Annotated in this window: 28 protein-coding genes, 1 tRNA gene and 1 pseudogene; 19 read left to right on the top strand and 11 right to left on the bottom strand. The window is 70.2% G+C overall.

What is annotated here, in order from left to right; all coding sequences use genetic code 11:
• The 3 genes from I59_RS00815 to I59_RS00805 form a co-directional block, all read right to left on the bottom strand.
• On the bottom strand, window positions 1–528 hold a 528-nt coding region (locus tag I59_RS00815), incomplete at its 3' end, for a glycosyltransferase family 2 protein (RefSeq protein ID WP_022902248.1).
• A gap of 454 nt (window positions 529–982) precedes the next feature.
• Window positions 983–2,050: an NAD(P)-dependent oxidoreductase gene (locus I59_RS00810; RefSeq protein ID WP_031272314.1), complete on the bottom strand. Its 1,068-nt coding sequence runs from the start codon at window positions 2,048–2,050 to the stop codon at window positions 983–985.
• On the bottom strand, window positions 2,047–2,874 hold the full coding sequence (locus I59_RS00805) for an MTAP family purine nucleoside phosphorylase (RefSeq protein ID WP_229728035.1): 828 nt from the start codon (window positions 2,872–2,874) through the stop codon (window positions 2,047–2,049). The genes I59_RS00810 and I59_RS00805 overlap by 4 nt, the downstream gene beginning before the upstream one ends.
• A 158-nt stretch (window positions 2,875–3,032) precedes the next feature.
• On the opposite strand from I59_RS00805, the gene glp reads away from it, so the two are divergent.
• From glp to I59_RS00770, 7 genes are all read left to right on the top strand, one after another.
• Entirely contained in the window at window positions 3,033–4,247 is a 1,215-nt protein-coding gene (glp, locus tag I59_RS00800; RefSeq protein WP_022902246.1) for a gephyrin-like molybdotransferase Glp, read from the top strand.
• Window positions 4,248–4,721: a cyclic pyranopterin monophosphate synthase MoaC gene (gene moaC / locus I59_RS00795; protein ID WP_022902245.1), complete on the top strand. Its 474-nt coding sequence runs from the start codon at window positions 4,248–4,250 to the stop codon at window positions 4,719–4,721.
• The gene (locus I59_RS00790; RefSeq protein WP_031272311.1) at window positions 4,718–5,230 is read left to right on the top strand and encodes a molybdenum cofactor biosynthesis protein B; all 513 of its coding nucleotides are present in this window, start codon (window positions 4,718–4,720) and stop codon (window positions 5,228–5,230) included. Before moaC ends, I59_RS00790 begins: the two co-directional genes overlap by 4 nt.
• The gene (locus I59_RS00785) at window positions 5,227–5,667 is read left to right on the top strand and encodes a molybdenum cofactor biosynthesis protein MoaE (protein ID WP_031272310.1); all 441 of its coding nucleotides are present in this window, start codon (window positions 5,227–5,229) and stop codon (window positions 5,665–5,667) included. The genes I59_RS00790 and I59_RS00785 overlap by 4 nt, the downstream gene beginning before the upstream one ends.
• A gap of 34 nt (window positions 5,668–5,701) precedes the next feature.
• Window positions 5,702–6,283, top strand: a complete 582-nt coding sequence (locus I59_RS21755) for a hypothetical protein (RefSeq protein WP_022902244.1) — start codon at window positions 5,702–5,704, stop codon at window positions 6,281–6,283.
• Between the two features lie 113 nt (window positions 6,284–6,396).
• On the top strand, window positions 6,397–6,795 hold the full coding sequence (locus I59_RS21750) for a PLD nuclease N-terminal domain-containing protein (RefSeq protein WP_049976494.1): 399 nt from the start codon (window positions 6,397–6,399) through the stop codon (window positions 6,793–6,795).
• Between the two features lie 211 nt (window positions 6,796–7,006).
• The gene (locus I59_RS00770; RefSeq protein WP_022902242.1) at window positions 7,007–8,965 is read left to right on the top strand and encodes an ABC-F family ATP-binding cassette domain-containing protein; all 1,959 of its coding nucleotides are present in this window, start codon (window positions 7,007–7,009) and stop codon (window positions 8,963–8,965) included.
• Between the two features lie 32 nt (window positions 8,966–8,997).
• Here I59_RS00770 and I59_RS00765 read toward each other — a convergent pair whose 3' ends face one another.
• The 3 genes from I59_RS00765 to I59_RS00755 form a co-directional block, all read right to left on the bottom strand.
• On the bottom strand, window positions 8,998–9,429 hold the full coding sequence (locus tag I59_RS00765; protein WP_022902241.1) for a hypothetical protein: 432 nt from the start codon (window positions 9,427–9,429) through the stop codon (window positions 8,998–9,000).
• Between the two features lie 216 nt (window positions 9,430–9,645).
• The gene (locus tag I59_RS00760) at window positions 9,646–10,077 is read right to left on the bottom strand and encodes a VOC family protein (RefSeq protein WP_022902240.1); all 432 of its coding nucleotides are present in this window, start codon (window positions 10,075–10,077) and stop codon (window positions 9,646–9,648) included.
• Window positions 10,078–10,125: 48 nt separating this feature from the next.
• Window positions 10,126–10,620, bottom strand: coding sequence for a MarR family winged helix-turn-helix transcriptional regulator (locus I59_RS00755; RefSeq protein ID WP_022902239.1), 495 nt, complete (start codon window positions 10,618–10,620; stop codon window positions 10,126–10,128).
• Between the two features lie 94 nt (window positions 10,621–10,714).
• Between I59_RS00755 and I59_RS00750 the strand changes: the two genes are divergently transcribed.
• Window positions 10,715–10,786, top strand: a tRNA-Gln gene (locus I59_RS00750).
• A gap of 244 nt (window positions 10,787–11,030) precedes the next feature.
• On the opposite strand, the gene I59_RS00745 is transcribed toward I59_RS00750, so the two are convergent.
• From I59_RS00745 to I59_RS00730, 5 genes are all read right to left on the bottom strand, one after another.
• On the bottom strand, window positions 11,031–12,065 hold the full coding sequence (locus tag I59_RS00745) for a hypothetical protein (RefSeq protein ID WP_022902238.1): 1,035 nt from the start codon (window positions 12,063–12,065) through the stop codon (window positions 11,031–11,033).
• Window positions 12,062–13,072 carry a transposase gene (locus tag I59_RS21175; RefSeq protein ID WP_083881891.1) on the bottom strand — a complete coding sequence of 337 codons (1,011 nt, stop codon included), beginning with the start codon at window positions 13,070–13,072 and terminating at the stop codon, window positions 12,062–12,064. Before I59_RS21175 ends, I59_RS00745 begins: the two co-directional genes overlap by 4 nt.
• A gap of 345 nt (window positions 13,073–13,417) precedes the next feature.
• A complete protein-coding gene (locus tag I59_RS21170; protein WP_083881890.1) occupies window positions 13,418–14,227 on the bottom strand; it encodes an SDR family oxidoreductase in 810 nt (269 codons plus the stop codon).
• A gap of 81 nt (window positions 14,228–14,308) precedes the next feature.
• Complete coding sequence (locus tag I59_RS00735) at window positions 14,309–15,058, bottom strand: SDR family NAD(P)-dependent oxidoreductase (RefSeq protein WP_022902236.1); 750 nt, start codon at window positions 15,056–15,058, stop codon at window positions 14,309–14,311.
• Window positions 15,058–15,972: an SDR family NAD(P)-dependent oxidoreductase gene (locus tag I59_RS00730; protein ID WP_031272309.1), complete on the bottom strand. Its 915-nt coding sequence runs from the start codon at window positions 15,970–15,972 to the stop codon at window positions 15,058–15,060. Before I59_RS00730 ends, I59_RS00735 begins: the two co-directional genes overlap by 1 nt.
• A 99-nt stretch (window positions 15,973–16,071) precedes the next feature.
• On the opposite strand from I59_RS00730, the gene I59_RS00725 reads away from it, so the two are divergent.
• From I59_RS00725 to I59_RS00665, 11 genes and pseudogenes are all read left to right on the top strand, one after another.
• The gene (locus I59_RS00725) at window positions 16,072–16,653 is read left to right on the top strand and encodes a TetR/AcrR family transcriptional regulator (RefSeq protein ID WP_042726335.1); all 582 of its coding nucleotides are present in this window, start codon (window positions 16,072–16,074) and stop codon (window positions 16,651–16,653) included.
• A 219-nt stretch (window positions 16,654–16,872) separates the two neighbouring features.
• Window positions 16,873–17,130, top strand: a pseudogene (locus I59_RS21165) (recombinase family protein); the annotation flags it as partial.
• Between the two features lie 338 nt (window positions 17,131–17,468).
• Window positions 17,469–17,750, top strand: coding sequence for a barstar family protein (locus tag I59_RS21160; protein WP_083881889.1), 282 nt, complete (start codon window positions 17,469–17,471; stop codon window positions 17,748–17,750).
• Between the two features lie 135 nt (window positions 17,751–17,885).
• Complete coding sequence (locus I59_RS21745; RefSeq protein ID WP_148286035.1) at window positions 17,886–18,110, top strand: hypothetical protein; 225 nt, start codon at window positions 17,886–17,888, stop codon at window positions 18,108–18,110.
• Between the two features lie 89 nt (window positions 18,111–18,199).
• On the top strand, window positions 18,200–18,445 hold the full coding sequence (locus I59_RS00705) for a hypothetical protein (protein WP_022902230.1): 246 nt from the start codon (window positions 18,200–18,202) through the stop codon (window positions 18,443–18,445).
• A 279-nt stretch (window positions 18,446–18,724) separates the two neighbouring features.
• Window positions 18,725–19,875, top strand: a protein-coding gene (locus tag I59_RS00695; RefSeq protein WP_148286034.1) for an IS3 family transposase whose coding sequence is annotated in 2 segments (ribosomal slippage) — window positions 18,725–18,992 and window positions 18,992–19,875 — 1,152 coding nt in all. Because the reading frame shifts where the segments join, the coding sequence is not laid out codon by codon here.
• Window positions 19,876–19,923: 48 nt separating this feature from the next.
• Window positions 19,924–20,151, top strand: coding sequence for a hypothetical protein (locus I59_RS00690; RefSeq protein WP_022902228.1), 228 nt, complete (start codon window positions 19,924–19,926; stop codon window positions 20,149–20,151).
• Between the two features lie 35 nt (window positions 20,152–20,186).
• Entirely contained in the window at window positions 20,187–20,627 is a 441-nt protein-coding gene (locus I59_RS00685; protein ID WP_148286033.1) for a hypothetical protein, read from the top strand.
• A 95-nt stretch (window positions 20,628–20,722) separates the two neighbouring features.
• Window positions 20,723–21,262, top strand: coding sequence for a hypothetical protein (locus I59_RS00680; RefSeq protein ID WP_022902226.1), 540 nt, complete (start codon window positions 20,723–20,725; stop codon window positions 21,260–21,262).
• Between the two features lie 852 nt (window positions 21,263–22,114).
• Window positions 22,115–24,961, top strand: a complete 2,847-nt coding sequence (locus tag I59_RS00670; protein ID WP_022902224.1) for an aminotransferase — start codon at window positions 22,115–22,117, stop codon at window positions 24,959–24,961.
• 161 nt (window positions 24,962–25,122) lie between these two features.
• On the top strand, window positions 25,123–25,542 hold the full coding sequence (locus tag I59_RS00665) for a BLUF domain-containing protein (RefSeq protein ID WP_022902223.1): 420 nt from the start codon (window positions 25,123–25,125) through the stop codon (window positions 25,540–25,542).
• The last annotated feature ends 188 nt before the right edge of the window (window positions 25,543–25,730 follow it).

Raw genomic sequence — 25,730 nt, 5'->3', positions numbered from 1 at the left:
GGCGGCGTGCGCGGCGAGGACCATCTCGAGCGGGTAGCCGCTGCGGCGGTCCTGCAGGTCGAGCGCGACGAGCTGCTCGCGGCGCATCACCCGCATCGGACCGAGGTCGCGCAGCCGGTAGCCCGTCGCCCGGCGCATCAGGACCGCGAGGACGCGGTTCGCGAAGCGTGCGTGCGGTGCCCACGCACCGCGCGAGGTCGGCACCCGGCGCCCCAGTGCGAGGTCGGTGCGACCGGACGCGACCCGGTCGAGGAGGCCGGGGAGTTCGGCGGGGTCCATCGAGGCGTCGGCGTCGCAGAACGCGACGTAGTCGGCCGTGGCGGCGGCGAGTCCGGCGGCGCACGCCGAGCCGAAGCCGCGGCGGGGCTCCGTGACGACGAGTGCTCCGTGCGCGCGGGCCACGTCGGCCGAGCCGTCCGTCGAACCGTTGTCGACCACGATCGCGCGGTAGCCCTGCGGCAGGCGGCCGATCACGCGGGGGAGTGCGTCGGCCTCGTCGAGGCACGGCAGGATCACATCGACGTTCATGCCGTCTGTTCGGTGCGGACGCCCGGATCGACGGGGATCGCGGTGCGGCTCGTGGTGCGAGGGACTCGCTGACGTCGACGACATGGGGACCACGCTGCACGGGTGGCCTGACCGGATGCGGGTGGCGGTGTACCCCGCTGTCCACTCTGGCGTCCCCCGATCTGGGGTGCCGGCGGGTGGGCGGGGGCGAGTCTCGCGCTGGCGGGGGCGGGTCTCGCGCTGGCGGGGGCGAGTCTCGCGCTGGCGGACATTTCTCGCGCGCCGGGGCCCGAGAAGTGTCCGCCAGCGCGAGACTCGGGGCCCGGCGGGCGAGACTCGGGGCCCGGCGGGCGAGACTCGGGGCCCGGCGGGCGAGACTCGGGGCCCGGCGGGCGAGACTCGGCGCGCGGCGGGCGAGACTCGGGGCGCGGCGGGCGAGACTCGACGCGCGGCGGGCGAGACTCGGCGCGCGCCGTCAGCGCACCGCGGCCCGCAGCGGCGCGGTCGCGAACTCGCGCATGCCCCGTTCGAAGTCGACCTCGGCGTGCCAGCCCAGCTCCCGCCCGATGCGCTCCGACGACGCGGTCACGTGCCGGACGTCCCCGAGCCGGTACTCGCCCGTCACGACCGGCTGCGGCCCGTCCGGCCCCGCGATCGCCGCCGCCATCTCGCCGATGGTGTGCACCGTGCCCGAGCCGACGTTGTACGCCCGGAAGGAGTCGTCCGGCAGGTCCGCCGTCGCCGCGATCGAGGCCGCGTTCGCTCCCGCGACGTCGTCGACGTGCACGAAGTCCCGCCGCTGTCGGCCGTCCTCGAACACCCGAGGGGCCTCGCCGCGCGCGAGAGCCGAGCGGAACAGTGACGCGACACCGGCGTAGGGGGTGTTCGCGGGCATGCCCGGTCCGTACACGTTGTGGTAGCGGAGCGCGATCGCCCGACCCCCGGTTGCCCGGGCCCACGAGGACGCCAGGTGCTCCTGCGCGACCTTCGTCTGCGCGTACACGTTGCGGGGGTCGAGCGCGGCGTCCTCGTCGATGAGGCCGGGCACGAGCGGCTCGCCGTCCGGGCCGATCGGGTCGAAGCGCCCGGCGTCGAGGTCTTCGCGCCGACGTGCCGGCGGACGGGTCGGCTCGCCCGATGCCGTCGCGTACGCGCCCTCGCCGTAGACCACCATCGAGCTCGCGACCACCAGCCGGCCGATGCCGTGGCGGTCCATCGCGGCGAGGACGTGCGCTGTTCCGGTGTCGTTCGAGGAGACGTAGTCGGGGGCGTCCTGGAAGTCGACGCCGAGCCCGACCTTCGCGGCCTGGTGGCAGACGACGTCGACGCCGTCGAGTGCTGCGTCGAGGACCGCGTCGTCCCGGACGTCGCCGAGCACGAAGGCGACCCCGTCCGGCACCGGGGTCCGCCCGTCGGCTGCATCGCCGTGCACGTCAGCACGGAGCGAGTCGAGCACGCGGACCTCGTGCCCCTCGGCGAGGGCCCTGCGCACGATCGCCGAGCCGATGAACCCCGCGCCCCCGGTGACGAGCAGCCGGCTCACGCGGCACCGCCGACCGGCAGCGACAGGACGGCGGCGCTCGCGCCGGCCGGTACGAGCTCGCGCGGCGTGAAGTCCTCCGGGACCGACCCGACGATCGACCCGATGGCGCGCACGATGACCTCGTTCGCCCGCGCCAGCCGGTCCATCACGGCCTGGTGCGTCACGGGCTCGTCGTCCGGACCGGACGCGGACGCGAGGCCCGCGTCGGCGTCGGTGACGAACGACAGGTTGACCGTGCCCATCCCGAGCTCGGCCGCCAGGGGCACCTCCGGCGTCATCGTCATGTTGATCGTGTGTCCGCCGGCCTCGCGCATCCACACGGACTCCGCGCGTGTCGAGAAGCGCGGGCCCTGGATCACGACGCACGTGCCGGTCGGGCGGTGCGGCACGCCGAGCGCGGCCACCGCGTCGACGGCGGCTGCACGCAGCACGGGGTCGAACGGGTCCGCGAACGACAGGTGCTGCACGTCGTCCTCGAAGAACGTGTCGGCACGACCCCAGGTGCGGTCGATGAGCTGGTCCGTCACGACGAAGGTGCCGGGTGCGTAGTCGGGGTGCAGGCCGCCGACGGCGCTCGAGGACACGACCGCACGGACGCCGAGCGAGCGGAGCGCCCAGGTGTTGGCGCGGTGGTTGATGCGGTGCGGCGCCACGGAGTGCGACCGGCCGTGGCGGGTGAGGAACGCGACACGGCGGCCGGACATCGTCCCGATGCTGATCGGGCTGGACGTCGCACCGAACGGCGTCGGGACGGTGCGCTCCTCGGCGCTGCCCTCCTCGAACAGTCGGTACAGGCCAGATCCACCGATCACGCCGATGGTCACGTCGTTCTCCACAGGTCCTCCGAATGGTCCTCGGCGCGGGGTGCGCGCTGGATACGCTACTGACGCGCCCCGACGGCGGTTCCGTCGGGCGCACGTCCAGGCTTGCATGCACGACTTCGGAGGGCACCGTGCGAACGATCGGTCAACACGCCGGAGCGGTGGCTGCCCTGCTCGCCCCGGTGATCGCCCGGCTCACGCCCGGCACGTCCGATCCCACCTGTCTGGAGGCCCGGGGCACCGCCGACCTCGCCGCCGGGGCCGGCGCCGGAGCACGTCGTCGGCTCGCCACGCGCATCGTCGCACCCGTGCCGCTCCCCGCCTTCGACAACAGCCAGATGGACGGCTTCGCCGTCCGTGCCGCGGACGCCGGCAGCGACGTCGCGGTCACCGACCCGATCCCCGCCGGGACGGTCCCGGAACCGCTCGTGCCCCGCACGGCGGCGCCGATCATGACCGGTGCGCGGATCCCCGACGGTGCCGACGCCGTCTTCCCCGTCGAACGGACCGAGCCGGGCACGTTCCCCGCGGCCCTGGCGCTCGCCACGGTCGCCGTCCCCGCCGACCTGACGGCCGGCACGTTCGTCCGGACGGTCGGCTCCGACGTCCCGCTCGGCGGCGTGCTGGCGGACGCCGGGGCACTCGTCACCCCCGCGCTCCTCGGAGCCTTCGCGGCTGCCGGCGTGGACCGCGTCGACGTCGTCCGCCGGCCGCGGGCGCTCGTCGTCAGCACGGGCTCCGAACTCGTGGGGGTGGACGCCGACGGCGCCGGCATCGGTGACGCCAACGGCATCGCGCTCACCGCCGCGCTCGCCGAGGTCGGGGTCGAATCACGCACGGTCGTGGTGCCGGACGACCCGGACGCCTTCGTCGACGCCGTCACGGCGGCGGTCGGGGACTGGGCGGACCTCGTCCTCACGACCGGGGGCATCAGTGCGGGGGCGTACGAGGTAGTTCGCCAGGCCCTCGAGCCGCTCGGGCTCGCCGTCACACCGGTCGCGATGCAACCGGGGGGTCCGCAGGCGCTCGGCACGGTGGCGTTCGGCGACCGCCAGGTGCCCGTCGTCGCCTTCCCGGGCAACCCGGTGTCGGCGCTCGTCTCGTTCGAGGTGTTCCTCCGGCCCGTGCTCGCGCCGCTCGCCGGGCTGCCGGCCGACCGCCCGTCGCAGGTGCTCCCCGCCGCCGAGGCCGCCACGTCGCCCGCCGGCAAGCACCAGGTCCGCCGCGGCCGGGTCGAGGACGGCCGCGTGCACCTCGTCGGCGGCCCGGGTTCGCACCTCCTCGTGCACCACGCCGCCGCAACGCACCTCGTCCACGTCCCGGTCGGCACCGCCGTCGTCGAACCGGGGGACCCCCTGACCGTCTGGAGCCTGTAGATGACCGACCTCTCCCACGTCCGCGCCGACGGATCAGCGCACATGGTCGACGTCTCCGCCAAGGACGTCACCGACCGTTCCGCGACCGCCACGGCGACCCTCGTCACCCGCCCCGACGTCGTCGCGCGCATCCTCGACGGCTCCCTGCCGAAGGGCGAGGTCATCGGCACGGCCCGCATCGCCGCGATCATGGCGGTGAAGAAGACCTCCGACCTGGTGCCGCTGTGCCACCCCCTGCCGATCGCCGGCATCGAGGTGGACATCACCGGCGCCGACGACCGCGTCGTGGTCGAGGTCTCCGTGCGCACGACCTCGCGCACGGGCGTCGAGATGGAGGCCCTGACCGGCGCGAGCGTCGGCGCGCTCACGGTCTACGACATGGTGAAGGCCGTCGACCGGGCGGCTGTGATCACCGACGTCCGGGTGCTCGAGAAGCATGGCGGACGCTCGGGCGACTGGAAGGCGGAACGATGACCTCCGAACCCACCAAGGGCCGTGCGGGGGTGCTCGTCGTCTCGACCCAGGCCGCGGCCGACCCGGCACTCGACCGCACCGGCCCGGTGATCGCGTCCTGGCTCCGGGAGCGGGCGTTCACCGTCGCCGAGCCGATCATCGTCCCGGACGGCGGCCCGATCGCCGAGACCGTCACGGGCGAGGTGCTCGCCGGAGCCCGGGTGGTCATCACCACGGGCGGCACCGGCGTCACGCCGACCGACCGGACGCCCGAGGCAGTGGCGCCCCTGCTCGACCTCGAGCTCCCCGGCATCGTCGAGGAGATCCGCCGACGCGGTCTCGCCGGTGCCGGACCCACCGCGCTGCTGAGCCGTGGCGTCGCCGGGATCGCAGCCGGCGGCACCGTCGTCGTCACGCTGCCCGGCTCGCGCGGGGGCGTCGCGGACGGCCTCGACGTCCTCGACGGGCTGCTCGACCACGTGCTCGCACAGCTGCACGGTGCCGGCCACGCACCTCGGAGCGCCTCGTGACCGCGGTGGAGGGATCCGGCCGGGTCCTCCTCGCCGACGTCGTCGACCGCGACGTCACGGTCGAGGAGACCTCCGTCGCGGTGAGCTCGGAGCGCGACGGGGCGGTCGTCACCTTCGCCGGGGTCGTCCGCGACCACGACGGCGGCAAGGGCGTCACGGCGCTCGACTACGAGGGTCACCCCACCGCAGCAGCCGTCCTGCGCGACGTCGCCGAGACCATCGCGGCCGAGCATCCGGACGTCCGCATCGCCGTGCTGCACCGCGTCGGCGCCCTCGTCGTCGGGGACGTCGCACTCGCAGCCGCCGTGGCGTCACCGCACCGGGCCCAGGCCTTCGCCGCGTGTGCAGCCCTCATCGACCTCGTGAAGGAGCGGACGCCGATCTGGAAGCACCAGCGCTTCCGCGACGGCACCGACGAGTGGGTGGCTGCGCTCTGACGGATCCTCATGCCGCTGTGCCAGGATCGACGGCATGACCGACACCGTGCACCGGGCCGAGCAGCGCTGGGCCGTGGCGGACGCGCGGGCGCAGGACGTGCTCGCGCTGCCCCCGCCCCGCCGGTTCCCGGTCGTGCGGGCGTCGGCGCTCCTCGTGCTGCCCGCCGCGATCGTCCTCGTCGTCGGGTTCGCGTTCCCGGCCGGTTCCACGGGTCGCGACGTCGTCGCCTGGACGGGTGCCGCCGGTGCCGCGCTGCTGCTCGTCGCCGTGATCGTGGCGGCGATCCGGGGTCGTCGATCCCCTGCGGCGATGCTCCGGGTCGACGAGGTCCTGCTGCCGGCCGAGCGAGCGGCGCTCCGCCGGGTGGTCCGCCTCCGCGAGCGCGCGCCCGAGGGCCGGCTCGACGTCGTCCGAGCCGTCGCGACCCAGCGCGTCCGCCGCCCGGTCCTCGGGGTCTGGTCGGTGTACTCGCTCGTCGCTGCGGCCGCCGTGGTGGCCGGCAGTGCCGTGTGGGTGCTCTGGCTCGCCTGGATCGTGGTGGCGGTCGTCGCGGCAGCGGCAGCGATCTGGTCTGCTGCCGTCGCGCAGCGCTACCTCGATCTCGGACCGTCCTGACGGGACCGGACCGGCACCCTGTACGCCGTCGCAGGAGACCGTTGCCCGATCGCAACCGCGGCACGCGTTCGGGGCGTAGCCGGGCTCTCGGCCGCTCCATAGAATTCGGCACCATGAGCGTGCTGCTGTACGGGGCGGGGACACTCCTGCTCGTCTTCGCCCTGATCGACATCCTGACGAAGACCGACTCCGAGGTCCGGGGCCTCCCGAAGATCGCGTGGGTCCTCCTCTGCATCTTCGTGCCCGTCGTCGGTCCCATCGTCTGGTTCGCCGTCGGGCACGACTGGGCACCGGGGGAGCGCAACCACGGCCGCTACCTGGACCCCGTCCGGCACGAGGACCGCTACGCCACGCTCGGCGAGGCCCGTTCGGCGCACGGGGACAAGCGCGTCACCGGGACCGAGCAGGAGCTCGCCGACCTCGAACGCGAGATCGAGTACTGGGAGGCCCAGGCGCGCCTGAAGCGCGCGAAGGAAGCCGCCGGGGAAGGCGACCCGACCCCGTCGAGCTGAGCCGCGCCTCCAGGCCGGCCGCGCAGCGACCCCACCCCACCCCGCTTCGCCGATGCGGAACGACCGGACCGCTGTCGCACGACATCGGTCCGGTCGTTCCACGTCGACCGTCGACCGAGGAGCCGTCGACCGCGGACCCGACCGACCGTCGACCGCAGCCTCGCGGACCCGACCGACCGGAGCGCCCCGTGCGCCCCCGTACCCTTGACGGGTGGCTCATCTCCTCGGCGCCGAGAACGTGCATCTCGAGTTCCCCACCCGTGTCGTCTTCGACAGCGTCACCCTCGGCATCGACGAGGGGGACCGCATCGGGGTGGTCGGCCGGAACGGCGACGGCAAGTCCACGCTCCTCGCCCTCCTGTCGCAGCGCATCGACCCGGACGACGGCCGCGTCACGCACCGCCGTGGCCTGACCGTCGGGTACCTCGACCAGCGCGATGTCCTGCCCGCCGGAGCGACGGTGGGCGCGACCGTCGTCGGCGACCGCGCGGAGCACGAGTGGGCCGGCGACCCGAAGATCCGCGACGTCATCGGCGGTCTCGTCTCGGACATCCCGTGGGAAGCCAACGTCGACGACCTGTCGGGAGGCCAGCGGCGCCGGATCGCCCTCGCGAAGCTCCTCGTCGGCGACTGGGACGTGCTGTTCCTCGACGAGCCGACGAACCACCTCGACGTCGAGGGCATCCAGTGGCTGGCCGACCACATCAAGCGCCGCTGGTCCGCGAACCAGGGCGGCCTCGTCGTCGTGACGCACGACCGGTGGTTCCTCGACGCCGTGTCGACGGACACCTGGGAGGTGCACGACGGCATCGTCGAGCCCTTCGAGGGCGGCTACGCGGCGTACATCCTGCAGCGCGTCGAGCGAGACCGGCAGGCCGCGGCGTCCGAGCAGCGCCGCCAGAACCTCGCGCGCAAGGAGCTGGCCTGGCTCCGCCGCGGTGCACCGGCCCGCACGAGCAAGCCGAAGTTCCGCATCGACGCGGCGAACGCCCTCATCGACGACGTCCCGCCGATCCGCGACACCGTGGCGCTGTCCCAGATGGCGACCGCCCGGCTCGGGAAGGACGTCGTCGACCTGCTCGACGCCGGGGTGGCCTTCGGTGACGACGTGATCCTGCGCGACGTCGAGTGGCGGATCGCGCCAGGGGAGCGGACCGGCATCCTCGGGCCGAACGGCGCGGGCAAGTCGACGCTCCTCAACCTGGTGTCCGGCACGCTCCAGCCGACGACCGGCCGGGTGAAGACCGGCAAGACCGTGCAGGTCGCCGTCCTCGACCAGCAGCTCGCCGATCTCCAGCAGTACGCGGACGACCGCGTGCGCGAGGTCGTCGCGCGCAAGAAGACCTCGTACGTGGCGGACGGCAAGGAGATGACGCCGTCGCAGCTCCTCGAACGCCTCGGCTTCACGTCCGCGCAGCTCTCCACCCCGGTCAAGGACCTGAGCGGTGGGCAGAAGCGTCGCCTGCAGCTCATGCTCATCCTGCTCGACGAGCCGAACGTCCTCATCCTCGACGAGCCGACGAACGACCTCGACACCGACATGCTCGCCGCGATGGAGGACCTCCTCGACACCTGGCCGGGCACGCTCCTCGTCGTGTCGCACGACCGGTACCTGCTCGAGCGCGTCACCGACCAGCAGTACGCGGTGCTCGGTGGGCACCTCCGTCACCTGCCCGGAGGCGTCGACGAGTACATGCGCCTCCGCGCGTCGGGTTCCGTCCCCGCGACCGCGTCGGCGGCTGCCGCCGCAGCTGCCGGGAGGCCCGACACGGCGGGCGGAACCGGCTCGGCAGGCAGCGTGGCTGGGTCGGGGACGGTGGGCGGCTCGGGGCGGCCGGCGGCCGGTGGCGCTGGTGGCGCGGCCGGCGCTGGTGGCGCCGATGGCGCTGGTGGCGCGGCCGGTGCGGGCGCCGCTCCGGCGGCCGGCGCCGGTGTTGCGGTGCTCTCGGGTGCGGAGCGTCGGGCGGCGGAGAAGGAGATGTCGGCGCTCGACCGCCGGATCGCCCGCATCGGGGCCGACCGGCAGGAGGTCCTCGACGCGTTCGCGGCGCACGACCAGTCGGACTACGCGGGCCTCGGGGCGCTGCAGGCGCGCCTGGCCGGGCTCGAGGCCGAGGTCGAGCAGCTCGAGGAGCGGTGGCTCGAGGTCGCGGAGCAGCTCGGGGTGTAGGGCGCGGTGGCGCCGATCCTCGGCGGGCCGGCTCAGGCGGCGTCGTCGGGGTCGTCGTCGCCGAAGTCAGGACCGCATCCGATCGCTGCACCGTGCTGCTCGCCGCCGATGCCGACGTTGAACGACCGGTCGAGCGTCACCGTGTGCGTCGTCCACAGGGGCCCACTGGAGGTCGCGGTGAAGCCCCGGACGTGGCCGGCGCTCGCGCCAGGGCGCACGACCATGCGCCCGACGACGTCGAGCTTGCCGTGAGCCGGGACGGTGACGCCGTCACGCAGCGGAACGGTCCGCCCGTACTCGCTCGGAGCGACGGGGTCGTCGGTGACCCACAGTCCGGAACCCGTGTCCCCAGGGTCGAGCGCGACGGCGAGCGGTGTCACGTCCGCCCCCTCGACATCGTCCACTCGGACGTCGACCACGCGGACGCCCCGGTCGGACGCGTTGTCGAACTCCACCATGACCATGGCGCCCCGGTCGTCGTGCCGCCCGGGTGGAGCCGCAGGCCGCACCTTCGTCGGGGTCCGTCGCGAGCGCGTGTCCCGGCGCGATCACGATCCCCAGTCCGACGGCGAGCACGAGTGCCCCCGCCGCGCTCACGCCCAGAACCGCCCGCCCCGTGTCCATGCCACCACCGTAGGGCACGGCAGCCGCCGGGCGCGCCCCCTGTTCGCGGCCGGACGTCAGCCGACGGACGCCGGATCGCCACCGCCCGGGTTCGCGACGATCTCCCAGAGGTGTCCGTCGGGGTCCTGGAAGAAGCCGGAGTACATGCCCCACGGCCGCGTGTACGGCGATGCGAGCATGGTCGCCCCCGCGCTGCGCGCCCGCTCGAGGAACGCGTCAGCCTCGGCCCGCGAGTCCACGAAGTGTCCGATCGTCGACGTCGGCCCGTGCGGGAGGTCGACACCCGAGTCGAGCGCCATGTCCTCGCGGGCGTAGACGCTGACGATGAGTCCGTCGTCGAGCGTGAACATCGCCGTGGTGCCGCCGGCCTGGTCGGCTGAACGCGGGTACTCGGTGCCGATGATGCCGCTGCCCTCGACGTCGAGCAGGGCGCGGTAGAACTCGGCCGATCGCTCGACGTCGGCCACGGCCAGGGTGATCGCGTGCATGGCCCGGAGGGTAGTCGGTCTCGGTCTCGGTCTCGGTCTCGTTCGCGGTCAGTCGCCGAGGCCGAGGATGAGTCGCCGCAACAGCCCGGAGAGCTGCGCCTGCTCCGTGCCGGACACCTCGTCGAGGATCGTGCGCTCGGCATCGAGCAGGTCGGCGATCGCCGTGTCCACCGCGGTCCGTCCTGCGCCGGTGAGGGCGACCAGGATCCCGCGGCCGTCCTTCGGGTCCGTGCGTCGGCTGACGAGCCCGCGCGCCGCGAGCCGGTCGACCCGGTTCGTCATCGTGCCGCTGGACACGAGCGTCTGCTGCAGGAGCGTCTTCGGGCTCAACTCGTACGGCTCGCCCGCGCGCCGCAGCGCCGACAGGACGTCGAACTCCCACGGCTCCACGCCGCTCGCGTCGAACGCCGCCCGCCGTGCCCGGTCGAGGTGCCGCGCCAGCCGGTCGACCCGCGAGAACACCTCGAGCGGGGCGAAGTCGAGGTCGTCGCGCTCACGACCCCACGCCGCGACGATGCGATCGACCTCGTCCTCCTGCGGCATCCCCCCATCTTGGCCGAACCGGCAGCGCACGGCCACCGGCCGCGACATGGGAGGATGGTCGGGCGCCGGGCGGGCTCCACTCCGTCGGGCGTGTTCCGCCTTGGTGTAACGGCAGCACGACGGCCTTTGGTGCCGTTAGGTCCGGGTTCGAATCCTGGAGGCGGAGCGGGGGGGTGATCCGAGTTTTCGGCGTTCGGGTTGTGACTTTTCGCGGCTGGGGGAGCTTGGTGACGCGGAAACCGGATTGGGAGCCCCAGGGACGAACTGCGAGACGTCGAACGCGACTGCACCCCTAGGCCGAAGGTGCTCTGCGCCAACGACAGTACCCCCTGCCCGAAAAACGGGCAGGGGGTACCGCGGCCGGGGCGGCCGTCAGGAGGGTCGATTTTCAGTTCGGAGCGAGCAGTGCGCTATGCGATGAGTCTGAGTTGCTCTATCTCTGCAAGTCGGTTGAACGGGTTGCGACGATCGTGCTCTTCGACCGTGAGGCTCTCGAGGCCGGGCTCGAAGAGCGCGGCGCTCGAGCGGTTCATGCGGTTCATCCCCCGGAGAGCGAGGCGGGCCTTGAGCCAGTCGATGATGCGGGAGATGTTGGCGCTCGCTGCTGCCATGGCGCCGGCCATCTCGACAATCCAGGGGCCACGCATGCGTCGCTTCATCGGAACTCCGAGCGCCTCGCGGTCCGCGTCCTTGAGACACGAATTACCGTTCTCGACGTTGTTGCGCTTGCCGAACCAGGCGCGCCACACGTCGGACTTGTACTCGTACTCCTGACCGTACTTGAGGTGGTTCTGGTTCTTGACGCCGTTCTTGTCGCTGAGAACCCCAGGGACTTTCACGGTCTTGCCCGGGATGACAACGTCGATCCAGGTGTCGGACTCTGCGTCGTAGACCTTCGGGTCGGTGAATTCCGGGTAGGAGTACTGGCGCGCGCCGGTGGCGTCGTAACCGCTACGGGGGATGAGCCGGTAGCGGGAGCGCTCCTTGCGGCGCTGACGGAGAAGCGCGTGGGCTTCGTCTCGAAGTTTGGAGCGCTCGGCCTCGGGCTTGCTCGTGATGGTCTTGAGGTAGTCGAGGTATGTCTTCTCGGCGTCAATGAGGGCGGCTGGCATGAACCACAGGTGCCAGCTACCCGTGACCATGACCAGGTTGTGCCGGCCATCGGCGCTTGCATAGAACGCTTGCTGACCGAGCTCCTCTTCCTCGTTTTTGTAGTCCATGACGACCTTGACGCCTGCTTGCGCGAGAGGGCGCTGCAAGTCCTCGGGCTTCGCTCCAGGGAAGTAGGCGCGGTCGCCGACAACGGTCTTGATGGCGTGACCGCATTCAACGGCAGACTGGTAGAGGAACAAGCCGTGACCCGTGAGCGCGCCAGGCTTGTGACCGCTGGTCGAGAGAAAGAGCAGGGGATAGCTCGCCTCAGTCTCGTTCGGGTCGCGGGTCATGACCGCGTACTCGAGCTCCCATCCGAACGCGTACTTATCGCCGCCGTCCTGGTCGGGGTCGTGGCTGCCCTGCCGGCCGTACCAACCGCAGTCGTAGTTCGTGGAGACCTTATCGCCCGGCTTGATGTTCTTGGCACTCTTCTGCTTGCCCGAGACTTCCGCGAATGTGGCATCGATGGCAATCGCGCCCTTGAATCGCCCGCGCCGCCGAGGGACGCGAACGCGGCCTCGCTGCGGACTCGGCCGACATGCGAGTACGCGGTGAGGAACACAGCCGCTGAGACCGGCCCGACGCCAGCAATGTCGAGCACCGTAGGCGCGAGAGCGGAGACGTATCGCTCGAGTGCATGGTGGTTTGCGTTGAGCTTGCCGGTCAGGTCAATGACGTCGCGAGCAAGGCGGACCGCTTCGGCTCGCGCGGTGACCTCATCGATGTCGTCACTGGGACGGTGCCGCCACGCTGCGATCGAGGCGATCTGCGTGTCCTTCAGCGGGTGCCGAACGTCGATACCGAGATTGATCGTGCGCAGCAGCGCGGTGAGCGCGTTCCGGCTCGCGGTGCGTTGACCGTCCATCGATCTCCGCGCCGCCAGCAACACGCGCAACGCCGACCGGATCTTGCCGGTCCTCGGCCAGGAGAGCAGCGCCGTGTCGGTGCGCAGCACGGCACGAGCCGCGGCTTCGGCATCGATTGGGTCGGACTTCCCGCGAGCTCCGCGGTCGGCTCGTCGTGGTGGTCGCGCTTCGACCACGGGAATGTCGGCCTGCTGCAGCGCTTCGGTCAGGGATGCTCCGTAGGAGCTGGTCCCCTCGACAGCCGCGAGCCGTCCAGCGGCTGTCCGACGATCGATCCAAGCCAATGCGCGGGCGAGACCAGTCGGACTCGTCGGGAACGACGCGGTGTCGACGACGCCGCCAGTGCGGGTGTCGAGGATGACGTAGGTGTGCGTTTTGGCGTGCGTGTCGACGCCGATGACATGCGTGTACTCGTCTGCGACGATGGGCATTGCGGGACTCCTTCCAAGACGGGAACCGTGTTGGCGCCCGGCCCGGGAGAGTCGTTGCGGGGCGGATCTCTAACGAGTCACAACCAGGTGGCTGGTTCGACGACCTTCTATCAAGCCATCGCAGCGGACGGGCCGGCACCAGCCCCGCCACCCGCAGCGGACGAGTCGAGACAATGCCACGTCATGACGACAGGCAGATAGCCGAAGAGTCACACCACGAGCCGGGACCGGTGCCAGCCTGTCAGCCGACCCCAGGCCGACCAAGAACCATTAGAGATAGCCGATCGTCTACCGAGGCACAGTGCGACCTGGCGGTATGCAGTGCGGTCGCGTGAGCGTCGCCGGTCAGGCGAATATGTCGCCGGTACGCAGCGATGCGTCGGCTCCGCCGTCGACGAAGATGACTTGTCCTGTGACATGGGTGTTTGCAGGGCTGGTCAGCCAGGTGAGTAGTTCAGCTGGTGCTGCTGGTTCTGATGGGCCGTGAAGCGGCATCGGCACCACCTGCAGGAGGGCGTCGCGCTGTTCGGGGTTATCGAGCATCGGCTGAGTCATCGGACTGATCACGATGCCGGGGCCGACCGCGTTGAGGGGGACACCTGCTTCGGCCCACTCGGGACTGATGGCTGCTCGTCGCACCCACCGTGAGATGGCCCGTTTCGATGAGGCGTACAGCGTCTGGCCTCCATCGCGGGCAACAGCCGTCTCGGCGGCACTGACTGCTGCTGCTTCGTCTCCCTGCAGGCACGCTTCGACGACGTCGTCATCGGTGGTTTGCAGTGTGGAGAACGACGACACGATCGCTGCGCGTGGAGCGTCGGAGTGCACCAGCAGTGGTCGGAGGCGTTCGAGCGTGGCGACAGCGCCGAAGTAGTTCACCGTGATCGTGACCGGTGCGGGAGCTGCGACGCCAGCAACCGCGATGACCGCGTCGATGCGGCCGCCGCTGGCTTGGTCGACCGCGCCGGCGAGGGTGTCCCGGCCGTCGGCCGTGCTGAGGTCGGCAATGATGTCCGCGTTTCGGATGTCGATGCCGATGACGCGGTGCCCGCGCGTGCGAAGGAGAGCGGCGGTGGCTGCGCCGATGCCTGAGGCTGCTCCGGTGACGACGTAGGTACGGGCAGTGTGCTGAGGTTCGGAGGGTGTGGCAGTCATGATGCTTCTTCCTGGCTGCGCCCCGTGTCCTGTTGCGGGGCGCAGCCGTCGGAGCGGGTGTGGTGTCGGGTGATGAAGCGGTCAGCTCTTCTGCATGAAGCCGCCGTCGACGCTGTGGGTGATGCCAGTGACGAATCCTGCGTCGTCGGAGAGCAGCCATGCGACGGTGGCGGCGACCTCTCGTGGGGATCCCATGCGACCCATGGGCATCTGCTCCGCGTACATGGCTCGGGTTCCCTCGTCGAGGGCTGCCACTGCGGGGGTGTCGATCAGACCGGGGGCGACAGCGTTGACGCGGATGCTGTCCCGCGCGTACTCGAGTGCGGCTTGCCCGGTGAGGGAGATGACGCCTGCCTTCGCTACGGCGTAGGCGGGCTGACCGATCGTGGCGCGGAGGCCGGCGCCGGATGCCATGTTCACGATCGAGCCGCCGCCGTGTTCAAGGAAGTAGCTGATCTCGGCTTTCATCGACAACCACATGCCCTTGAGGTCGATGTTGTGGATGCGGTCCCACCATGCCTCGTCGAGATCGTGGATGCGTGCAGCCGGGTGGCCGATCCCAGCGATGTTCGCGGCGTAGTGCAGCGCGCCGAACGTGTTCACGGCGTGGGCGACGAGGGCGACTGTGTCCTCGGCACGTGATACGTCGATGCGGATGAACGACGCGGTGCCACCGGCTGCGGTGATCTCCTCGACCACTCGGGCGCCGGCGGTGTCGACAACATCACCGATGACGACTTTGGCGCCGCGTTCGGCGAGCAGCTTCGCGGTTGCTTCTCCGATGCCGGATGCGCCGCCGGTGACGGCGACGACCTTGTCCTTGAAAGTCATCAGCGGACCAACGCAAACTCTTCGTTCATTGACCCGGGGATTGCGTACCCGTCCAGATCTCGTATCTGGTCGATGTGCGCAGCGACGTCGTCAGGTGTGGCGACCGGTTCGTCGGCGGTGACGTGCCAGCCCGGCGTGACACCCATGAAGACACGTGCGTACCGGCCGCGTGCGATCGAGTAGAGCTCGTGCGAGCGGGTGTTCGATTCGCTGGCCAGGTATGCGACCAGGGCGCTGATCATTTCGGGTTCGGCGTGCGCCGGGGTGGTCGGCATGCCGACGAACTGGTCCGCGTTCATGTCCGCTCCCATCCGGCTGACCGCCGCGGGGAGGATCGTGTTCGCGAGGATGCCGTGCGGTGCCCCTTCGAGCGCGACCACGTTCGCGAGACCGAACACTCCACCCTTTGCGGCTGCGTAGTTGGCCTGTTGGATCGACCCGAACAGCCCAGCCGCCGAGGAGGTGAACACGATGCGTCCGTAGCCGTTCTCGCGCATGTTCGCGAAGGCAGGCTGAGTGACGTAGAACGCTCCGTTGACGTGCACAGCCAGCAGGGCGTCGATCGCTGCCGGAGTCAGATCGGTGAAGGCGGCGTTGCGGATGTTGCCGGCGTTGTTGACGAGGATGTCGATCTTGCCGAACGCGTCGAGAGCGGTCTGGATGATTGCCTGACCGCCCTCGGGCGTGGCGACGGAGTCGTAGTTCGACACCGCCTCGCCGCCGCCAGCGCGGATCTCGTCGGCGACCTGATCGGCCATCGCGGTCCCGCCGTTCTCACCGCTGATGTCACCGCCGAGGTCGTTGATTACCACCTTTGCTCCGCGGCTCGCGAGCTCGAGGGCATGCGCCCGACCCAGCCCTCCGCCAGCTCCTGTCACGACCGCCACGCGGCCAGTGAACGACACTGCAGACATGTTCTCTCCTTTGAGACTCGGTCGCTCCGAGCACATGGCACAGTCTGCCACTTAGCGGACGAGTGCCAGTGGCGATCGCGGGATACTTGGAGCGTGGACATGCAAGGGGCCGACGACGAGATCCGGCAGATCGCTCCACTTCGGGTGCGCCGCCGGACGGCGACGCAGGCCGAGATCGCGGAGGCAGCGGCGTCGCTGTTCGAGCGGTACGGGTTTGAGAACGTCACCGTTGAGCAGATCGCGACGGCAGCGGGGATCTCGATGCGCACGTTCTATCGACACTGCTCGGGCAAGGATGAAGCGCTCTCCGTGGGTTTGAGCGCGGGTCCGGAGGAACTGGCGGCGGCAATCGGAAAGCATCAGGACCTGCCGCTCCTGGAAGCGGTGGTGGCAGGGCTCGTGGAGGTGTCGGACAGCCCGGTCCGTCGCAGCGAACTGCGGCTGATCCTCGGAACACCAGCGCTTCGTGTGTCGTGGTTGGCAGCTGGCCGCGCCGCTCAGGAAGATCTGGTTGGCATTGTGCGGCAGCACTTCCCAGCCATCACCGTGTTCGAAGCCCAAGCCCGGGCAGCTGCAATCATCAGCATCCTCACCGTGGTGCTTGAGGCATGGACCGCCGCAGAAGACGATGATCTCCCGCTCCGCGCTCAGCAGGCCCTCCGCGTGCTCACTGACTGGTAGGTCTGTCCGCAAGGACCCGCACCACCGGTACCTGTGAGCCGGCCCACTCTGCCGAGGAGGGTCTGTCTTGGTCTGACACAGAAACGACCGTTTGTGGCACAAGGGCTGGCCTCGGATCGAGGAAGTTGCTTGGAGCGGCGAGTCGTGTAGCGATACTCAGTGCCGGTATCCATGAGTCGTTACCAGCTGTGCGCGGCGAGTTCCGTTACGTGCTCGAGCATGGGAGAGCTCCTCGGGTGCGCGCGAGTGTCGACGACCGATCAAGATGCGTCGCTGCAGCTTGACGCGTTGAACGCAGCGGGCTGCTATCGAGTGTGGGTCGACACGATGTCAGGCCCGCTCGAGCATCGCCCCGAGCTGACAAAGCTCCTCGACCAGCTCCGCCCAGGCGACACGCTCGTCGTCTGGCGTCTTGATCGCCTGGGCCGCTCGAGCCGGCACCTCATCGGCCAGCTCCAGGCGCTGGGGGAGCGGGGAAACACGACAGGGCGATCGCCACGTGGCTTGCCACTCAGGTGAACCTGATGAACGCCGCGTCCACACAGAACCAGGTTTTCAGGGTCGCCCTCGAGGCGAGCAGCCGCATCGCGAACTGGCACATCGGCGAAGTGCCAACGTCGTGGTTCGAAAGCGCGGTTCGCGCACACTCACCGCGCAAGCCACGCGGGAACCTCAGAGTGCTCATGACCAGCATCGCGGCCGCAGCCGGGCTGGTAGCGACTGGCCTCCCTGCCGGCGCGGTCGCGGGAATCGGAGCCGGACTGGCGCAGCTCCGCGTTCGAAAGGCAGCCGACAACGGCTGACGTCGCGGTGCCGTGGAACAGAATCCCGATACCCGTGGAACGCCCGTCAGCACTGGGATCCGCGACCCGCGCCATCACTGGCATCCGCGAATAAGCCGAACACCTCGCGGGGGCTATCCGGTCTTTGCGGAAGTCGCCTTCGTGACGGCCGTCCATTTCGCCAGCCACTTTGGGAAGAACCTGGCCGCGCTCAACGACTGCATGTCAGACGTAGCCGAGGCGGAATACGGGTGGGACGCGACCGAGACCGGCCTCGTCCTGATCCTCTCTGGCTTCGCCCGGTTCGCTCAATGACTCCCACGGATCGCCGACCACGTACGGCACATCCTGGGGAGGCAGGGACGCTGCCCAGCGCTCTTCGGGAACCGACTCCTCACGATCCTGTCCCGAAGATGAGCGCCGCGCGGACACTTTCGTTAGGTTCGCGACATGCGAGCAACCAGAGCCGAACGGCGGCTGCGCAACTTCCAAACCCTGCTTCTACTCGGGGCTCTCGTGGCAGACGTCCTCGCGGCCGTGCTACTCGTGCTCGCGGGCATCCCTCAACCCATCGCCATAGCAATCGGCCTCGTGGTGTATCTCGCCAGCTGGAGAGCGATTCTCCAAGCTGTTCACCGGCGCAGAGATGCGTCAGACGACACCGACGACCGCTAGCCGATCGGCTTCTGGGTCCGCGCGGAAGTCCGGTGAGCAGCGCGGTTGAGCCAAAGGGTCGGCCCTCGCCGGCGACTAAGGTGCGTGTTGTGTCCGCGACTCCTGAGAAGCCGAAGGTCTGGGCGATCGCAAGCTTTTATGTCGGCGGTTCGGCCGCGCTGATCTTCGGTGTCGCTCGATGGGCGATGCAAAGTCGTGCGGAGCTAGCCGCGCTCTCGTCAGGTCGCAGGCTGGTCTTACCCGCGTGGGCGTGGAACCTGTTGTTCGTGGTGCTGGGGCTGGCGATGTGCGGCTTCGCGATTCAGGCGACGGTTCGTCTCCGTCGTTTCCGGTGAAGCAGAGCTCGCACTGCACCCAGATTGCCTCCGTGCGGCAATGGCGGACAGCTCGGGACAAACCCCCTTGCGTGTCCGATAGACGATCGGTTGACGAGACAGCCCCTCTGCGCCATGTTCGTGGGATGCCTGAGTGGAACGGTCTTCAGATTCCGGTGACTGATCTCCGTCTCGTGTTCGATCGGATCCTTCAGCACATCGAACGTGCGAAGGGACTGCTGTCGGTTCGGTTGACTCCTGACCTGTGGGGACGTGGTCCTCGCTGGAAGGATGTCGATCATGGCCAAGCCTTATCCGGAGGAGTTCCGACGCGACGTGATCGCGGTCGCGCGACGGGGTGAGATCCCGTTGACGCAGGTCGCGAAGGACTTCGGGATCTCCGAGGGGACCGTGACGAACTGGCTGCGTCGAGCCGACATCGACGACGGGGTTCGGTCTGGGACCACGACGACCGAGAACGTCGAGCTGCGAGAGCTTCGGAAACGGAACCGGCTGCTAGAGCAGGAGAACGAGATCCTCCGCCGTGCCGCCGCGTATCTCTCCCAAGCGCACCTCCCAAAATGATGTACCCGCTGGTCCGTGAACTCGCCGCCGACCGGATCCCGGTCGCGGTGACCTGCCGGGTGCTGGGCTTCTCGAAGCAGGCGTACTACGCCTGGCGAAAGGACCCGGTGAGTCGTCGTGATTGGGAGAACGCGCACCTGACCAACGCCGCCGTCGATGCGCACCGTGACGACCCGACGTTCGGGTACCGGTTCATCGCCGACGACCTCGCCGCCGCCGGCCACCGAGTCTCGGAGCGACCCGTGTGGCGGTTGTGCTCGCAGCAGCGGCTCTGGTCATTGCATGCCAAGAAACGGGGACTGACTCGGAAAGCGGGCCCGCCGGTGCACGATGACCGGGTCCGGCGGGCATTCACCGCCCCGGACCTGGACCGGCTGTGGTTGACCGACATCACCGAGCACAACACGGCCGAGGGCAAGCTATATCTCTGCGCCGTCAAGGACGCCTGCTCCCGCCGCATCGTCGGCTACTCGATCGACGCCCGGATGCGGTCCTCCCTCGCGGTTGCGGCGCTGCAAATGGCGATCTCGCGCCGGAACCCGTCCGGCACGGTCGTCCACTCGGACAGGGGCAGTCAATTTCGTTCCAAACGGTTCGTTCGGGCGCTCTCTGACGCCGGGCTCCTGGGGTCGATGGGCAGGGTCGGCGCGTGCGCGGACAACGCGGCGATGGAGTCCTTCTTCGCGCTCCTGCAGAAGAACGTCCTCAACCGGCGCCGGTGGGCGTCGCGGGAGCAGCTGCGCCTCGCGATCGTGCACTGGATCGAGGGCACCTACCACCGGAAACGTCGGCAACGCGGGCTCGGGAAGTTGACGCCCATCGAGTACGAAGCAATCATCAACCCACAGGTCGCACTCGCGGCCTAAATCAACGAGTCAACCGAACCTGCAGCAGTCCCGAACGGGGAGTCGGTCGTGCTGCGTGAGGACTACTTCTACTCGTTGCCCGCTCCGGGCCTCTACGACGTGTCGAGCGATCCACCCGAAGCCACGATCGGTCAGCTGACCGAGTCGTGGGACAACCTGACGACGGCGCCGGCCGCCGATCGGACGTTGAACTGGGAACTCGTTTGGCTGGGCGACGTCCTACGAGCCATCGGGCATCTTCTGCCCGAGGGCAAGCAGCATTCGACAGGCCGGTAGCCGATCGGCCACCGGCCGCGTGGGAGGATCCGGTCATGCTGAGTGACGATGCCATTGTTGAGGTTCTGCGCCGGGAAACAGCATGGCGTCTGCTCGACCCTCGGAAGAGCAGTCGGCTGGACTACCGACTCACGGACGTCCGCGTACGAGACGGACACGTGCTCGACGTGCGCATCACACAGCGCGACGGCGAGTCCGCTCGTCTGCTCATCAGGATGCCCGCCTCCGGGGCGCCTCAGTACTGGGTCTACGCCCGACCAGAGGATGCTACCGACTGGGTCGGTCAACTCCTCACCTGGATCGACGAAGAGGTGTTCACCGACGGCTTAGGACCGGGACGCCTCCGTGAAGATCGCGGCGGCGAGAGCTACGTCGTCGTCGCGAACTACGGATGGCATCAGACCGACACCGAAGAACACGCACGCCTCACCGCTGCGGCCGGACCCCGGGGATGGCACGGCTGCGGCGCCGTCTGACTGAGCGTCCTGAGTCGTTCCGGTAGACGATCCTCATCCGGGGTACTACTCGACCCTCTGGGACGGCTTCAACGGCATACCCGTAGAGTCCGCGGATGGAAGCCTCGTTTGCGATCTTCATTAACGGCTCCTACGGCGCTGGCAAGACAACCGTTCTCGATCACATCGGCAACCTGCTCGCAGCCGAGGGGCGCCCTTTCAGTCTGATCGACGTCGACTGGTTTCATCGGTCCTCTCCAGTTGCCGCCTTCGACCCGCAGAACCAGGTCATCGAGGCGAGGAACATCGCTGCCGTGTGGGTGAACTACAAGACCGCCGGACCGCGCCAACTCATCATGAGCGGCGTGATCGCCAATGAAGCCGACAAGCATCGATACTCAGAAGCCGTCGCGCTGCCGCTTCGATCTGTCCGCCTGACCGCGCAGCGATCAACTGCCGAGGCACGCCTGCGGGCACGCTACGACTCCTCCCGACAGACCGAGCTACGCTGGCACGTTGACCGCTGGGAGGACCTCACCCAGCGTCTCACCGCAGCTGACTTGGATGAAGTCGCGATCGCCACGGACAGGTTAGATGCGCTGTCAGTAGCTCGCCGCATCGCGCAGCACTTCGAGCTCCTCGACGTGTCCCGATAGCCGGTCGTCCAACGAACAGCGGGACTCGCTGTCGCTCGCTCGCAGGTTGGCGCGTCGCAGATAGCCCGTCCGATTTGATTCTCACCGGGCTGCCTCGAACGGACGCCGGTGAGCACAAGACCCGAGCGTTTCAGCTGAGCACGTTGTGTCGTAGGTCGTGTCCGGTGTCGGCGCGGGGTGAGGCGATATGGCTGTGTGTAGAACGGTGGGGTCGCGGGGTCGTAGATCCGAGAGTGCGGGTCTCGCCCCGCGGCTTCAAACTGCACGCTCGGCGTACGATCCGAGCACGTCCAGGGCGAGACGACGACAACGCGTCCTGCGCACCGTGTCCTTCGCTGTGCTCCTCGCCGTCGCCCTTACCGGCTGCGCTCCACGGGCGGTGGACCATCGTCGGGAACAGGGTCCGACAGCCGCGCCCGTGCAGTCCTCTCGCATCCCGACGGTCGCGACAACGGAGGGGCTGCGTCAGCTCCGTTGGACCGACACCGGGCATCGACAGAAGGGCCTGCCGGTGCTGGCGGTGCAGAACACCGACTGCGTCACACCAGTCGGGGTCAGCCTGCGCGAGACATCGACGGCCGTGACGGTGACAGCGTGGGGACGCCGACAGACGGAGCCGTGCGCAGCGATCGGGTACGCGATGTATGGCGCGGTCCCACTCGACGGGCCGCTCGGGCACCGCACGCTCCGGCACGGGTAGAGCCGGACCGGACCCCTGTCGAGCCCGGGCGCGGTCCGCTCGGCGGCGCTCCATGCCCGGGACGATCGAGCGTCCCATGCGGCTGCTGATCGGCCCTACGCTCGGACTGTCCCGTCGGTCGGACGCCCGCCGTCCCTCGCCCAGGAGTCCTCGTGCACAGCGCCGTCTTCGACTACTTCTCCCAGCCCGAACTCCCGTCGCCCGTGCTGCCCACCGCCGAGGCGACCGAGCTGCTCGCGACCGAGTTCGGCATCGACGCCACGCTCGAGTCGCTCGGGAGCCAGCAGGACCAGAACTTCCTGGTGCGCACGACCGGCACGACCGGCACGACCGACTCCGACCAGCCGCACGGCGTCCTGAAGATCAGCAACCCGTGCTTCACCGAGGCGGAGATCGACCTGCAGGGCGTCGCGGCGGCCCGGGTCGCGTCCGAGCAGCCGGAGGTCCGCGTGCCGACCGTCCTGGCGTCCGGTTGGTGGGACACGAGCGCCGGGCGGCTGCACGCACGGGTCATCTCGTTCGTGTCCGGCAGCACGCTCACCGGGTCCGGGTACCTCCGGCCGACCGTCGTCGCGCGCCTCGGCGCCCTGGCCGCTCGCGTCCAGCTCGCGTTGGCGGGGCTCGAGCACCCGGCAGCGCACCGCACGTTGCAGTGGGACCTCCGGCACGCGGTGCGGGTCGCGCGGACGATCGCGGAGACCGAGCCGGACCGGGCCGTGGTCGACGAGGTCCTCGCCGCGGTGGACAGCGCGGCGACGGTGGTCGGGGCGCTCGGTGACCGGCTCCCTCGGCAACTCGGGCACTTCGACGTCACGGACGACAACGTCCTGCGACCTGACGGTCCGGTGACCCTCCCGGACGCAGTCATCGACTTCGGCGACGTCGCCGACTCGTGGGCCGTCGGCGAGCTCGCCGTGACCCTGTCGAGCGTGCTGCACCACGACGGGGCGACGGTCTGGTCGGTCCTCCCGGCGGTCCGGGCCTTCCACGCGCTCCGACCGCTGTCCTCGGACGAGGTCGACGCGCTGTGGCCCCTCGTGGTCCTCCGCGGCGCGGTCCTCGTGCTGAGCGGACGACAGCAGGTCCGGCTGGACGACGACAATGCGTACGCGTCCGGCGCCCTCGACCGGGAGTACCGCGTCTTCCGCCAGGCCGTGTCGGTGCCGTCCGCGGTGGTCACCGGGGTGCTCCGTCGTGCCCTCGGGTTCCCGTCGGCGACGGGTCCGACCTGGACCCGCCAGATCCTCGACGTCGAACCGGTGCTGCTCGACGGCGGCACGACGAGCCCGGTCCACGACGACGGGCGGTGGACCGCGCCCGACGCGCTCGCGACGGAGGTGCGACGGCTCCTCGACGCCGGCGCGCCCGCGGTGGTCCTGCCCGCGTGGACGCCGGTGCTGACGAGTGCCGCGATCGGTGCCGAGGAGGCGCCGGCGAGCGTCCCGACGGGGGCGACCCTGTGGCTGGCGGAGCCGACCACGATCGCACGCGAGCGGTGCGACCAGGGTGGGGCGGTCCTCCAGTTCGACCCTGCCGACCGGGTCGATGACGGGCTGGTGCTGCCTGCCGGGGTGCCGGTCCACGTCCGGGTCGTCGCGGCGGAGCGCGGCGACGCCGACCTGCCGAGGTCGGTACCCGCCGTCGCCGCACCGGGGTGGCGGACGCTCCTCGGCGACCCGGCCGTCGCGCTCGGCGCGCCGCAGCAGGCCCCGCCCGCTCCCGACGACCTCCTCGCCCGCCGCGACCGTGTCCTCGCGGAGGTCCAGGAGCACTACTACGCTGAGCCGCCCCGGATCGAGCGCGGCTGGCGCGACCTGCTGGTCGACGTCGACGGCCGCGTGTACACGGACCTCGTCAACAACGTCGCGAGCGTCGGGCACGCGCACCCGCACGTCGCCGCGGCCGCCGCGCGCCAGCACCGCCTGCTCAACACGAACTCGCGGTTCCACTACGCCGGCATCGTCGAGTACGCCGAGCGGGTGGCTGGCCTGCTCCCGGACGAGCTCGACACGGTGTTCTTCGTCAACTCCGGGTCCGAAGCGACCGACCTCGCCCTCCGGATCGCGATGGCCGCCACCGGCCGGACGGACGTCGTCGCCATGCGCGAGGCCTACCACGGGTGGACGTACGCGAGCGATGCCGTGTCGACATCCATCGCGGACAACCCGAACGCGCTCGCGACCCGTCCCGCGTGGGTGCACACGGTGGACGCGGCGAACGCGTACCGCGGTGTGCACCGGGGAGCGGACGCCATCCGCTACGCGCCCGAAGCAGCTGAGCGGATCCGGGCGCTCGCCGCGGCGGGACACGGGATCGCCGGGTTCATCTGCGAGCCGGTGTACGGCAACGCGGGCGGCATCGCGCTGCCGGACGGCTACCTGCGCGAGGTCTACGACGCCGTGCACGAGGTCGGTGGTCTGACCATCGCGGACGAGGTGCAGGTCGGGTTCGGGCGGCTCGGGCACTGGTTCTGGGGCTTCGAGCAGCAGGGCGTCGTGCCGGACGTCGTCGCGGTCGCGAAGTCGGTGGGCGGCGGGACACCGATCGGCATCGTCGTGACCCGCCGCGAGATCGCCGACTGGTACCGCACCCAGGGGTACTTCTTCTCGTCGACCGGCGGTTCGCCGGTGTCGGCGGCGGTCGGTGCCGCGGTGCTCGACGTCATCGAGTCCGAGGGGCTGCAACAGAACGCGGTCGTCGTCGGCGAGCACCTGGCCGACCGGCTCCGGGCGCTCGGCGACCGGCACGCCCTCGTCGGTACCGTGCACGGCTCCGGGCTCTACCTCGGGCTCGAGTTCGTCCGCGACCGGACGACGCTCGAGCCGGCGACCGAGGAGACCGCGGCGATCTGCGACCGGTTGCTCACGCTCGGCATCGTGATGCAGCCGACGGGGGACCACCAGAACGTCCTCAAGATCAAGCCGCCGCTGGTGGTGACCCGGGAGTCGGCGGACCGGTTCGTCGACGCGCTCGACCGGGTGCTGACGACGGGCTGGTAGTCGGCGCGGGCGCGGCGGGCGCGGCGGGCGCGGCGGGCGCGTCGGGCGCGTCGCACGCGATCCAAGCGACGGGCGCGGGCCCGCCCGGAGCACGCTCGGACGCGCAGGACACTCGTGGGTCCGGGGGAGTTGACTGGCGGCCCGCCCCGGAGAGGAACCCGATGCTGTCCCTGATCTACTCGAGCGTCGCGACACGACCGCTCGGCGACGACGACCTCGCGAGCCTGCTCGACCAGAGTCGCCGATCGAACGAGCGCGAGGACGTGACCGGCGTGCTGCTGTTCCGGAACGGCTACTTCCTGCAACTGCTGGAAGGGCCGGACGCTGCTGTGCGGGCGAAGCTCGACCGCATCAAGCACGACGACCGGCACACGAAGGTGCGGGTGATCCTCGAGGACCACGTCGAGGAGCGGCAGTTCCCGGAGTGGACGATGGGCTTCCCGGCCGCGGACGCTGACCTCGTGGACGTCCCGGGCTACCGGTCGACGTTCGACGACCTCGACGCGGCACCCGGGACCGAGGCGCCATCCGCCGCTGCCGTCCGGGAGCTCATCCGCTGGTTCCGGCCGAACGGCCGCTGACGGGTCGCCGACGGGCCGGCGCGCTCCGGACGCCACCGACGGGCCGCCGCGCCCCGGACGCAGCCGACGGGCCGGCACGCCCCGGTCGCCGACGGCGGAGGCCCCGCGCCGTCACCGGCGCACGCGACCGTCGAGGGCGATGGCCCGGACCCCGGACGACTCGCACCGTCACACCGCGCACCGGCACC

Source organism: Curtobacterium sp. B8, assembly GCF_000333315.1.
In the GTDB taxonomy this organism is placed as follows: Bacteria; Actinomycetota; Actinomycetes; order Actinomycetales; family Microbacteriaceae; genus Curtobacterium; species Curtobacterium luteum.
The sequence above is the reverse complement of the archived record's forward strand: the minus strand, read 5'-3'. Positions and strand labels throughout refer to the sequence as shown.